Genomic DNA, 12,458 nt, shown 5'->3' with positions numbered 1-12,458 from the left:
CGGCTCGGTTTTTAAGGCTGTTTTTGACCTGTTTTTAGAAAAACAGCCCGGAAACGGCTTTTAGCCCCTTTTCAGGTATTTGGTGATGCAGTGCACAGCGCCAGAATGTTCGGCAAACGTGTGGAAGTCTGGGAGCAGCTGTACCTCAAACCCCAGCGACTCCCAAAGCCGCTGGTTTGCCTCATCGGTTTTCTTCAGGTTTTCCCAGGCCCCGCAGCCGTAAGAAGGCAACCACACCCGCTTTTCCTGGTCACTGACAATCTCCACCAGCGCATTGTTGGCCGTGGCAAAATACCATTTCCGCTCACATTCCTCCTCATCATCTACATACGTGAGCGGCAGCGGATTCCGGTAGACTTTAAAACCGGCCTTCTGCAGATTTCTGGCCACGTTGTCAAACACGTTCACCATGGCATGGCGGGGCAGAGGCTCTCCTAGCAGATCTGCCGCTAGTCTGGGGTCACCCACCAGCAGCTGATACTGCCCCTGCGCATCTCGCCGGCCAGCGAGACAAACATATCTATGTGGAACAGCGGTTGTACAGATCCCTCTTCGTTCTTCATGTAATAATGCTCCTTCCACTCCTTGCCGTCTTTCTGGAAGGTGCGGGTTTCCTGCTCAGGAATGGGAACCGTGCTGCCCAAAACCAGCAATTTTCTGCGCTTGTCCAGGTACTGCTGAAACAGCTTTTTCACCGCCTGCGCCCGCGTCTCGCCGGGCTGCAGGGTAACCATGTCGCCAATGTACTGGATGGTCTCTACCGGGTAATCCGCTCCCAGAAAGAAGAAGTCATCGGCAACCAGTATGTTCCCACCTTCAAAATACAGGGGCGCCTGGGTATGCCGGTACCCAACTGCTGAAGCCAACAGATCAGCCAGGTAGGCGTCACCGCTGCGCAAAAAGGTGTGGGGCTCCAGAATGTAATGGTCACCGCTCTGGCTGTCTTTTCCTACCGCAATAGGGTCCTGCGCCCAGATGGTGAAATCAATTTGATTGTCAACCGCTAGTATGCGGCAACGGTGGGTGAGGTTCGCCTCCTGTAAGAGATTTGCCAGCAGGTTGTTTGTTCTGCGGTGGGTGGCCAGCGTGAAGTGAGTGTGGGCGGGCAGCGCCAACATCAGGTGCCGCATCCGTTCCCACAGCGGGTTTTCCTGCGGGTTCTCCAGCGCGTAAGCCGGTAGGCAAAGCAACAGGTCCAGAATTCGGCCGTGGGCTGAAGAAATCAGGGAGGGGGATGGGGGCGGCGTCTCAATGAGCCAGTCCATCAGGAGAATGGAGAGGGCGGTTTTCTGTTTCCCGTGCAGGGAAATGTCTTGGCTGGTCTCATTTACCAGCGCATTCACTTTGGGGTAATGACGGGTCTTGGACGGGTGTTGGGTCATGGGCAAAAAGGTTGTACTAACCTTACGCGCAGGCAAGGGAAGATTGCTGATTTTATGTTTATGATTCCGTTTTCGGTTCCATTTTTAGTGGGTGAACACGCCAGACGTTAAGAAAAAGGAAGCAGAGTACACAAAAAATGAGATTTCACTTTTGTGTACCGCAAAACGTCCTTACATTGACCACACCATTGTGAACCCTTGGTTTCTTTACTCACCTATACCTTTAATTGTTCACTGGTGTGACCCAAACCTGTGGCCAAATGCGTAAAACTCTTATTCTGTTCCTTACCCTCATGACTCTTCTGGAAACGCAATGCCAGTCTTCCAAACCCGCTGAAACCAGCCGGGCGGTAGAGGTGGCCAAGCAAGCGTTTGAACAACACGCCGCCTACAAAGAAGCCGCTCTCCAAGACCGCAGGTTCAAGCACAAAGACATTGTACCGCTGCTGGAGCAGCTCAGGCAGAACCGGCTGTTTCAGGTGCAGGTGGCGGGGCAGTCAATAGAAGGGCGGGATATCTATCTGGTAAAAGTGGGCACGGGCAAAACCAAGGTGATGCTGTGGTCCCAGATGCACGGTGATGAGTCTACGGCCACCATGGCGTTGTTTGATATATTCAATTTTCTGCAGAACCCGGGAGAGCTGAAAGGGCTGCGGGATGAAATCCTGGCCAATAACACGCTCTACATGGTGCCCATGCTCAACCCAGACGGCGCTGAAGTGTTCCAGCGCCGCAACTCCCTGGACATTGACCTGAACCGGGACGCGCTGATGCTGCAAAGCGCCGAGTCCAGGCTACTGAAAAAGCTGCGGGATGAGATTAAGCCCGAGTTTGGGTTCAACCTGCATGACCAGAGCCGGCTGTACACGGTTGGCACCACCGCCAAACCCGCCACCATTTCTTTTCTGGCCCCGGCCTTTGACAATGCCCAGACGGTGAATGAGGTGCGGGGCAGGGCCATGCGCACCATTGTGGGCATGAACGAAGGGCTGCAGCAACTGGTGCCGGGGCACGTGGCCAAGTACTCAGACGCCCATGAGCCCCGCGCCTTTGGTGACAACATCCAGAAATGGGGCACCAGCGTGATCCTGATTGAGTCTGGGGGCTACAAGGGTGACCCGGAGAAACAGTACATCCGGCGGCTGAACTTCGCCACCATTCTATCAGCGTTACACATCATTGGCACCGAGAGCTACGCGCAGTACAACCTGGCTGACTACTTCAAGATTCCCCAGAATGAGCGGTACCTGTATGACCTGGTGATCAAGGATGTCTGGTACAAGGAAAACGGCAAAGATGCGCAGCTAGACGTGGGCATTAACCGGTATGAACCCGCCTCAACTACTGCTAAAAAAGGTTTTTATCACCGCAGCGCCGTAGAGGAGATAGGGGACATGAGCGTGCATTACGGGTATGAGGAGATTGACGGCCAGGGCATGACCTTGGTGCCGGGCAAAGTCTATGACAAACCCTTTGCCACTATAAACGAGCTAACCCCGGCCCGGGCCAAACAATTGCTGGCAGACGGCTATACCACGGTGCGCATGCAGAATCTGCCTACGCAGGCAGACCCGGAAGACCTTCCGTTGAACATCTTAACCACCACCGGCAGGGTCAACCACGGGCTGGCTTTGTTCAGGGGAGCCAATTTTGTGGTGAAAGACAAAGAGGGGCAGGTGCGCTATGGAATAGTCAACGGCTTTGTCTATGACCTGCAGGGCGAAAAACCGCAACTCTTCCACGGACTGATTCTCTAATATATGATGCGTTTCTGGGCTGTTTTTCTGAAAACAGCCCAGAAACGCGCAGCTAATTCTTTCTCTCACTAACAACAAACCTTATTGACAATGGACGGAAATGCCATTATTCTCACCGATGGGCTACTGCACCAGTACCCCGCCAAAACTGCCCATGGCCTGATCAGGGGCACCGAGCGCTACCGTATTGTGGGCGTGATTGACCACGTGTCGGTGGGCAAAGATGCGGGCGAAGTGGTAGACGGCAATACCCGAAACATTCCGGTGTATCCAGATTTGGCCTCTTTTCTGAAAAACAGCCCGGAAACGGCCCAGTACTGTCTGGTAGGCATCGCCCCGAAGGGCGGAAAACTCCCGGCCACCATGAAGGCCACTATTGCAGAAGCCATTCAGCAGGGAATCAACATTGTGAGCGGCCTGCACGAGTACATCAGTGACATGCCCGAGCTGGCGGCGCTGGCGCAGGAGCACGGTGTGCAGATCATTGACGTGCGCAAACCCAAACCCAAAAGCGAGCTGCATTTCTGGACCGGTAAGATCAAAGATATTCCGGCGCCACGCGTAGCAGTGCTGGGCACAGATGTGCGCATGGGCAAGCGTACCACCACCCGCCTGCTCACCCAGGCGGCAGAGGCTGCCGGCCTGAAGGCGCAGATGATTTTCACCGGCCAGACCGGCTGGATGCAGGGGCGCGGCAAGGGCTTCATTCTGGATTCCACCTACAATGACTTTGTGTCTGGCGAACTGGAGCACGCCATTCTGGAATCGTATGCCGAACACCAGCCCGACGTGTTCTTCGTGGAAGGGCAGGCGGCGCTTAGAAACCCCAGCGGTCCGTGCGGCTCAGAGTATCTGGTGTCTGGCCAGGTGAAATACGTGGTGCTGCAGCACGCGCCCGCGCGGGTGTACTTTGATGATAATGAGGAACTGGGAATCAAGATTCCGCCCATCTCCACCGAGATTCAACTGATAGAGCTGTACGGGGCCAAGGTGCTGGCCGTAACCCTGAACACAGCCGGTTTGTCTCTGGAACAGGCGAAGGAGTACCAGCAGCAGTACCAGGAGGAGCTGGGGCTGCCGGTGATTCTTCCGTTGGAAGACGGCGTAGGCCAGATCATTGAGCTGGTGAAGGAAGTGTTGGAGCAGGAGCAGGCGGCGGTATGAAAATTAAGGAAATCAACGTCTGGAAAGCCGACCTGGAACTGACCCGGCCCTACACCATCGCCTTCAAGACCGTGAGCGCGGTAGAGAACGTGCTGGTGGAGCTGGTGGCCGAAAATGGCCTCACCGGCATTGGCGCAGGAAACCCCAGCAAGGAAGTGACCGGTGAGGCGTTTGCCACAACGTGGCAGGCGGTGCAACCAGAGAACCTGGACTGGCTTGTGGGCCGGGACCTGCGGGAAGTGAAACAGCTCTGCGAGGAGCTCACCGAGCGCCTCCCTCATAATCCCGCCGCGCGCGCGGCGGTAGATATTGCGTTGCATGACCTTTTCTGCAAGTATTTGGAGGTGCCGCTGGTCACGCATCTGGGGCAGAAACTCACCGCTTTGCCAACCTCCATCACCATTGGCATCAAGAACGTGGCCGAGACGCTGGAGGAGGCCGAGGAATACGTGGGCCGCGGCTTCACGCACCTGAAAGTGAAAACCGGGCAATCGGTGGAGGAGGACGTGGAGCGGCTGGTGAAGCTGCGCGAAGTCTACGGCAACCGCATCTACATCAGGATTGACGCCAACCAAGGCTATTCGGCGGCTGAGTTGGAGGAGTTCTGTGCCCGTTCGGCCAAGCTGGATCTGGAACTGATTGAGCAGCCGCTTCAAGCCAATATCATAGATGAACTCAGAGGGCTACCAGCGTCTATAAAAGATTTGGTGGCGGCAGATGAGTCATTGCTTTCCCCGGCAGATGCTTTTAAACTGGCCTCTCCGCCCAGAGCCTGCGGTATATTCAATATCAAACTGATGAAATGCGGCGGGGTACATGCCGCTTCTAAGATAGGAACGGTGGCCCAGCTGGCGGGCATTGACCTGATGTGGGGCTGTAACGACGAGAGCATTGTCAGCATCACCGCCGCCCTACACGCCGCCTTCTCTTTTTCCAACACCAAATACATTGACTTAGACGGAAGTCTGGACTTAGCCAAAGATGTGGTGAGCGGCGGCTTTCTCCTTGAGAATGGCCTCATGCGCCCAAACGGGAAAGCCGGATTGGGCGTGGAGCGGCTCAAGGAGTTGGCGTAACCCGGTAGTACCTGCCATGGATTTTATTACCAGACCCGTGAGGTTTCTAAAACCTCACGGGTTTTTCTGTTTTCGGCTTGTTTTTCAAAAAACAAGCCGAAAACAGAAATTTTCACAATTTACACATGACAGAGGGTAGGGACGTATGCTATTCGCCCCTTCGATTTTGGAATTCACAGCTACCTTTGGAGTAATGGGAAATCTACAGTCCTTAAGGTCAAAATAGCTGGCAGAAAAAATCTACCCTCAGCCTCTCCGCCTAGCGGTTTTTCTGACGCAGATTTGTATCTTCCCAGCTTCAACCAAACTACACAAACCCTTTATTCATGGTTTTAAATTATCTGTGGGCGGCGTTTTTCATCATCGCCTTCTGCATTGCGCTGTTCAAGCTCATCTTCTTCCAGGACGTGGAGATCTTCCAGAAGATGGTGACCAGCACCTTTGACAACGCCAAGACCGGTTTTGAGATCTCCCTGGGGCTTACCGGCGTTATGACCCTGTGGCTGGGGCTGATGAAAGTAGGGGAGCGCGGCGGCATCATTGCTATTTTCGCCAAACTGGTGGGGCCTTTCTTCAACCGTCTGTTCCCGGAGCTGCCCAAGAACCACCCCGTATTCGGGTCTATCCTGATGAACTTTTCGGCCAACATGCTGGGGCTGGACAATGCGGCCACGCCGTTGGGGCTGAAGGCCATGAAGGAGATGCAGGAGCTTAACCCGGAGAAAGAAACTGCCAGCAACGCGCAGATCATGTTCCTGGTGCTCAACACCTCGGGGTTGACCATCATCCCTATCAGCATTATGGTGTTCAGGGCGCAACTCAAGGCCGCAGATCCGTCTGATATTTTCATTCCCATCTTACTCGCCACCTTCTTCTCCACCATCACCGGCTTGATTGCGGTGGCACTGTACCAGCGCATCAACCTGTTCAACCGCGTGATCATGGCGTATCTGGGGACTATGCTGCTCTTGATTGCCGGCATTATCTACTACTTCAACAGTATTCCGCAGGAGCAGATCAGTGTGATCTCACAGGTGGCCAGCAATGTGATTCTGTTCAGCATCATTGTCTCATTCATTGCGCTGTCGCTGGTACGCAAGGTGAACGTGTACGAAGCGTTCATAGAAGGCGCCAAAGAAGGGTTTTCAGTGGCAATTTCCATCATTCCGTATCTGGTTGCCATTCTGGTGGCTATTGGCGTGTTCAGGGTTTCTGGCGCGCTGGACATGCTGGTGAATGGTCTTGGGTATCTGATTGGCCTGATGGGGCTCAACACTGATTTTGTGCCGGCCCTGCCGGTGGCCTTCATGAAGCCGCTGAGCGGAAGCGGTGCCCGCGGGCTGATGGTGGAGGCCATGAACACCTACGGCGTAGATTCTTTTGTGGGTCGCTTGGCGGCCACCATTCAAGGCTCCACCGAAACCACCTTCTATGTCTTGGCGGTGTATTTTGGGTCTGTAGGCGTTCGTAAAACCCGCTACGCCCTCACCTGCGGCCTCCTGGCCGATCTGGCCGGGGTGATCGCCGCCATTTTCCTGGCGTACCTGTTCTTCCATTAAGTCTGTTTTCGCTGTTTTTCCGGAAACAGGCCGAAAAACAGAAAACAAGAAAAAGCCCAGTCGCAACCCTGTCGGGCTTTTTCTGTTTTGGGGCTTAGCCGTTTACCAGTACTTTTAATGTAGCTACACACACTAAATACAAAGGACCAACTACCTTTGGAAACTTAGCGTTGAATAGACCTATGGCTGAAGAATATTTGAAGAACCCTGACTTTCCGGTCATTCGGGCTGACTGGGAAGGCAACCGCCTGCGCAACGGCCGCTTTCTGGGCGAGTTCAAGGAAGGAAACCAATCTATGCTGGTGGCCTTGAAATGGATGCTGAGTAAAAATCCGCAGCGGGAAGAGAAGAAAAAAGATACATGGCTTCCGCCGGTGACAGACCCTGCCGCGTTTCTGCAAGGCAAAGAAGACGGGCTGGTGTGGCTAGGCCATGCTACGTTCTTCATCCGCCTGGGCGGTACCACCTTTCTCACAGATCCGGTTTTTTACGGGGTTTCCTACCTCAAACGGAAGGTGCCGCTGCCGGTGCCGCCGGAGCAGCTGCCCAAGATTGACTACGTGCTGCTGTCGCACGGGCACATGGACCATTGCGACAAGAAAAGCCTGCAGACCCTGCGCCAGCTGCAGCAATTCGCGGTGCTGACTTCCCTGAAAATGAAGACGCTGATTGAGCCGTGGCTGCCCGAAACAGAAATCATGGAAGCCGGTTGGTACCAGGAATACGTGCTGCCGCAGCCGCAGCCCAACGTGTACTTTCTGCCGTCGTTCCACTGGTACAAACGCGGTTTAGCAGACAATAATAAGATTCTGTGGGGGAGCTTTCTGCTGCAGACACCGGAGCAGACGCTGTATTTTGGCGCAGATTCTGGCTATGACCAACACTTTAAAGAAATAGCCCAACTGTTCCCCAGCATTGACACCTGCCTGTTAGGGGTGGGCGCGTACAGCCCGGCGTTTATCATGAAGCCCAGCCACACCAATCCGGCAGAGGCGGTGCAGGCATTCAATGACTTGGGCGGAAAAACGCTGATCCCGATGCACTACGGCACCTTCGACCTTTCTGATGAGCCCATCAGTGAGCCGGTTCAGTGGCTGCAGCAGCTGGAAAAGAAAGGGGAGATTGCGGGGCAACTGAAAATTACAGGCATAGGGGAGGCGCATCTTTTTAATTCTCACTAACCGGAACAAACCTTTATTTGCAGAGGCAGCCGTATCTTTGGCCAAGAATTTCCAAACCAATCACCCATGCTTTACAACTTCACGAATGACTACAGCGAAGGCTGTCATCCGTCTATATTAGATAAACTGGCGGCCACCAACCTGACCCAGCAGCCCGGCTACGGGAACGATGAGTTCACTAAAGAAGCAGTGGAGGCCATCCGGCAGCTTTGCCAGAACCCAGAGGTAGAGGTGCACCTGGTGGCGGGCGGTACGCTGGCCAACCTTATTGTGCTGGGGGCGGTGCTGAAAACCTTTGAGTCAGTGATCTGTGCCGAAAGCGGGCATATCAACAACCATGAGGCGGGCGCCATTGAGGCCACCGGCCATAAGATAGAAACGGTGCCCACCGCAGATGGAAAGTTGAGACCGGCAGATATACAGCCGCTGCTGAACAAGTTCCCGGAGTTCCACACGGTGAAGCCGCGGGTGGTCTACATCTCCAACTCCACTGAGATTGGCACTATTTACAAGAAGCAGGAACTGGAGGAACTGTCGCGGTTTTGCCGGCAGAACAACCTGCTGCTGTTCCTGGACGGCGCACGGCTGGCCATGGCCTTGTCGGCGAAGAGCAATGACCTGACTATGGCTGATATTGCCGCGCTGACTGACATCTTCTATCTGGGCGCCACCAAGTGCGGCGGCTTGATAGGCGAGGCCATTGTGGTGGCCAATGAAAGCCTGCGCAAAGACTTTAAATACTACATCAAACAACGAGGCGCCATGCTGGCGAAGGGAAGACTGTTGGGGATTCAGTTTGCCGAGCTCCTGCGCCAGAACCTGATGTTTGAGCTGGCCAACCACGCCAATACCCTAGCTGATCTGATTGCCCAGAATCTGCAGGCGCTGGGTTACGCCTTCCTGACCCAGCCTGAAACGAACCAGCTGTTCCCCATCCTGCCAAATTCCATCATTGCCGAGCTAAGCAAGAAGTACGGGTTCTTTGTCTGGCGGAAAGCGCATGAAGGTTTTTCCGCGGTGCGGGTCATCACTTCCTGGGCCACCCCGCAGGAGCACGTGGAGCAGTTTATACAGGATCTGAAGGCGCTGTCACAGAAGTAGATCAAGTAGTTTGCAACCACTTCTGTAGGTGAAGATGTTCTCTTCCTGCGGTTTCTGTTTTCGGGCTGTTTTTCCAAAAACAGCCCGAAAACGGGATTTTCACTTTCTGCCGTTTGCTTCCTGGAAAGTATCCGTTCCTGGTTCTTTCCCGTATCCTTTAGGAAAAGAGTTTTCACCTTAACCTATAGAGCGATGGCTGAAGAGAAAAATAAGAACCTGAACAACAACCAGAATACCGTAAGCAACCAGGCAGAACCCGGCCGTATACCGCAAGCCGTAGGCAAACTGCCGTTGCCAGATGATGTGAATGATAATCCTGGCCACGGCAACCAGGAACCAGGCATGACACCTACCGGGGGCGGCCGTAAAGGCAACATCAGCGTGGAAGACGGTGGCAACACAGACGGAAGCTCTACCGGAAGCCGTTAATTCCTCTTCCAACAGAAAGGCCGCCACTGCTCAGCAGTGGCGGCCTTTCTGTTAGCTCTTGGGTGGGCGGGGTTTGTCATAGGTGAGCTTGAATTGGCTCAGGTCCGGCTGGTGCTTGCGCTTGCGGTGCAGCTCGTGCTCATACACCACCTGCCCCAGATCCCGCAGAAACGGAAACCCGATGGTGTCATACTCATACTTGCCGTCATTGTAGATCTCATCTTCGTTCACGTGCACGGTGGCGGTGAGCAGGAACTCCACCTTGTTCTCAAAATCCACCACATACGCGTTGTCGGTCAGGAACCCGAACGACTGGCCAATCTTGTTGAAGATCCTGATGTGCTCCGGTATCCGCTCGGTGCGGGTGGGGCCGCCAAACAGCAGGTATTTTACAAAGGCATCCGGGTACTGTTTTTCCGCATATGCAGGGTAAGCGGTTTCCCTGGGCAGCTGTGACAGGTACTGGTACAGGAACCGGTAATCTTCTGGGGTCAGGTTGAAGCGGTTTTGCACCGGTACAGAGGCTGGGAACAGCACCGCCCGCAGCATCTGGTGCTGGTCTTCCAGCGCAAATGTGTTAGAGTAGGCAAAGTCCCGCGGCTCCATCACCAGCTTGTCTTCATTGGTCACGTTGCCTTTGCCCATGAGAATAGGGGTAGGGTTTTTGTAGTCTTTCCCGCTTTTGATCAGCCCCTGCTGGTAGAGCACCTGCCCGTCTTTCAGGAAGCGCACCGGGTTGGTGTACTGGTCCAGCTCAATGGGCAGAAAGCGCGACAGCCTGATGGGCAGCCGCACACTGGCGTACCCTTTGGCTTTCAGACCCTCGTTCAGAGGCTCCTGGCCCATGAACTCATACAGGCGGTTGTAGGCGTCATTGTCACTGGTCACCAGAATCTTCTTAATGTAATGGGCAATGCTGGGGAAACCGTTGGCAGATGTTTTGTCTTGCAGCACCTTGGTCTGGCCTTGGTAGGCGCTATCTGTGAGCATGACGGTTTCTTTGGTGAGGCCGTCAATCTTCAGGGTGTTGATTTTCTCCAGCGCCATGAGCGCGGCGGGAAACTTCACCGTACTGGCGGGGTTAAAATAATTGTTAGGGTCTACCTGGTACCGGTACGTCTTGAAAGAAGGCGTATTGTTCCTGTCGCGGTCAATCTGCGTATAGAGAATCTGGATTTTAAATTTCCCCGGGTTCGCCAGCAGCGTTTTGAACTTGGCTGGGTGCTTTTGCAGAAGCTGGGCTAAGAATTTGTCTGTTTTGGCTTGCGCCGAAGCTGCGGTGGAGAGCATAAGGGAGCAGAGGAGGAAAGAAAGAAAGTACTTCATGTTGGGTTCAGCAGGTCAGGGGTGAAGAAGATGGGAGCCAATATTAGTAAATTCGCCCCATCCCGCAATTCCTTGCCTTCCGTTCCTGTAATCAAAAATGTTTTTCCCATGCAGAACCCGTTCCAGATTGGAGACACCCGGCAGTACCAGAAAACTGTAACCGCTCAGGACTTCGCCCGTTTTGAAAGTGGGCTGGTGCACCCCGTTTGCTCCACCTTCGCGCTGGCGCAGGCCATGGAGTGGGCGGCGCGGCTGTTTGTGCTGGAGATGAAAGACCCGGATGAGGAAGGCATTGGCACCATGCTGCACATTAACCACCACGGCCCCGCGTTTGAAGGGGAGACGCTCCGGCTGGAGGCGGTCTTTCAGGAGCTGACCGGCAATACCCTCACGTGTGCGGTGACCGTACGGGTGGGGGAGCGGCTGGTGGCCACCGGGCAAACCGGGCAGAAGATTTTGAAAAAAGAGAAGATAGAACGACTTTTGAAGAATAGAAACGCATAAATGGCGAAACAGAAAGACAAAGACAGGCTCCAGAAAACGGTGAACATTTCAAACCGACGGGCCTCTTATGAATACCAGTTCCTGGACAAGTACATTGCCGGCATGGTGTTGCGCGGCACGGAGATCAAATCCATTAGGGAGGGCAATGTGAACCTCACCGATGGCTACTGTACCTTTCACGGGAACGAGCTGTTCCTGCACCAGATCACCATTGCCAAATACACAGAGGGCACCCACTACAACCATGAGCCCACCCGTGACCGCAAGCTGCTCCTGAACAAACGGGAGCTGAAGAAGCTCAAAGAGGGCGCCCAGGAGCAGGGCGTCACCATGATCCCCACGCGGCTCTTCATTAATGACCGCGGCTTCGCCAAGGTAGAGATAGCGCTGGCCAAGGGGAAGAAACTCTTTGACAAACGCGAAGACATCAAAGAACGCGACATCAAGCGCGAAATGGCCAGGGAACGGTACTAAGAATTAAGAATTAGGAATTAAGAATTGGAATAGAGCAATGGTTCACTGCTTGTGGTGCTCCCATAATTATACAGCTTGCCTCAGTTCTTCTTCATTTACGGAGCTGTAAAGTTTTTTCTTGATCTGCCTCTGCTTAGGCTTCTCTTCTGGGTCGACTTCTTCCTGGCTATTTACCTAAATGTCTTTTAATACCTGATCAACTGCAGACTCCACCTTTTGTCATCCTGAAAGGATCTTAGGGAACAGGGGGCGAACTAGAAAAGCAGGTGCCTTTATTGATTCTCCCCTTGAGGGGAGCGAAGAGGGGTGTTGACACCAGCTGATCTTCGCATTGCCCTCACTTCATTGTAGTAAAGAAGGAATAGAATTAATCTAGTGATTTTCAGCAACGCCTGCTCTCCTGTGTAAACACCCCACTGGCTCCCCTCAACGGGCGAATCTGGTTCAAATAAACAAATTACTTAATTTCCTGTTTTCGCGTTTTTCAGAAACAGCCCGAAAACAG

General features: G+C 53.9%; 12 protein-coding genes. 9 read left to right on the top strand and 3 right to left on the bottom strand.

Translation table 11 applies throughout. The features are described 5' to 3' along the window. Positions 1-60 precede the first annotated feature (60 nt). Positions 61-411: a hypothetical protein gene (locus tag A8O25_RS04435; RefSeq protein WP_066831400.1), complete on the bottom strand. Its 351-nt coding sequence runs from the start codon at positions 409-411 to the stop codon at positions 61-63. Between the two features lie 38 nt (positions 412-449). After that, positions 450-1,382: a hypothetical protein gene (locus tag A8O25_RS04430; RefSeq protein ID WP_066831397.1), complete on the bottom strand. Its 933-nt coding sequence runs from the start codon at positions 1,380-1,382 to the stop codon at positions 450-452. A 260-nt stretch (positions 1,383-1,642) separates the two neighbouring features. Here A8O25_RS04430 and A8O25_RS04425 point away from each other — a divergent pair, with 260 nt between their 5' ends. The 7 genes from A8O25_RS04425 (at position 1,643) to A8O25_RS04395 (ending at position 9,649) form a co-directional block, all read left to right on the top strand. Further along, positions 1,643-3,139, top strand: a complete 1,497-nt coding sequence (locus tag A8O25_RS04425) for a M14 family metallopeptidase (RefSeq protein ID WP_153042589.1) — start codon at positions 1,643-1,645, stop codon at positions 3,137-3,139. Between the two features lie 90 nt (positions 3,140-3,229). Further along, positions 3,230-4,303 carry an N-acetyltransferase DgcN family protein gene (locus tag A8O25_RS04420; RefSeq protein ID WP_066831392.1) on the top strand — a complete coding sequence of 358 codons (1,074 nt, stop codon included), beginning with the start codon at positions 3,230-3,232 and terminating at the stop codon, positions 4,301-4,303. Beyond that, positions 4,300-5,379 carry a mandelate racemase/muconate lactonizing enzyme family protein gene (locus A8O25_RS04415; protein WP_066831390.1) on the top strand — a complete coding sequence of 360 codons (1,080 nt, stop codon included), beginning with the start codon at positions 4,300-4,302 and terminating at the stop codon, positions 5,377-5,379. Before A8O25_RS04420 ends, A8O25_RS04415 begins: the two co-directional genes overlap by 4 nt. A gap of 326 nt (positions 5,380-5,705) precedes the next feature. Beyond that, entirely contained in the window at positions 5,706-6,938 is a 1,233-nt protein-coding gene (locus tag A8O25_RS04410; RefSeq protein WP_066831388.1) for a nucleoside recognition domain-containing protein, read from the top strand. Positions 6,939-7,120: 182 nt separating this feature from the next. Next, a complete protein-coding gene (locus tag A8O25_RS04405) occupies positions 7,121-8,119 on the top strand; it encodes an MBL fold metallo-hydrolase (protein WP_066831387.1) in 999 nt (332 codons plus the stop codon). A gap of 66 nt (positions 8,120-8,185) precedes the next feature. After that, positions 8,186-9,220, top strand: coding sequence for a threonine aldolase family protein (locus tag A8O25_RS04400; protein ID WP_066831384.1), 1,035 nt, complete (start codon positions 8,186-8,188; stop codon positions 9,218-9,220). Positions 9,221-9,412: 192 nt separating this feature from the next. Next, complete coding sequence (locus tag A8O25_RS04395) at positions 9,413-9,649, top strand: hypothetical protein (protein ID WP_066831381.1); 237 nt, start codon at positions 9,413-9,415, stop codon at positions 9,647-9,649. Positions 9,650-9,700: 51 nt separating this feature from the next. On the opposite strand, the gene A8O25_RS04390 is transcribed toward A8O25_RS04395, so the two are convergent. After that, positions 9,701-10,975, bottom strand: a complete 1,275-nt coding sequence (locus A8O25_RS04390) for a serine hydrolase (RefSeq protein ID WP_066831378.1) — start codon at positions 10,973-10,975, stop codon at positions 9,701-9,703. A gap of 108 nt (positions 10,976-11,083) precedes the next feature. Here A8O25_RS04390 and A8O25_RS04385 point away from each other — a divergent pair, with 108 nt between their 5' ends. Continuing rightward, positions 11,084-11,479: a thioesterase family protein gene (locus tag A8O25_RS04385; protein WP_066831376.1), complete on the top strand. Its 396-nt coding sequence runs from the start codon at positions 11,084-11,086 to the stop codon at positions 11,477-11,479. After that, positions 11,480-11,953, top strand: a complete 474-nt coding sequence (smpB, locus tag A8O25_RS04380; protein WP_066831373.1) for an SsrA-binding protein SmpB — start codon at positions 11,480-11,482, stop codon at positions 11,951-11,953. Positions 11,954-12,458 lie beyond the last annotated feature (505 nt).

It is taken from the genome of Rufibacter ruber, from assembly GCF_001647275.1.
Lineage (GTDB): Bacteria > Bacteroidota > Bacteroidia > Cytophagales > Hymenobacteraceae > Nibribacter > Nibribacter ruber_C.
The sequence above is the reverse complement of the archived record's forward strand: the minus strand, read 5'-3'. Positions and strand labels throughout refer to the sequence as shown.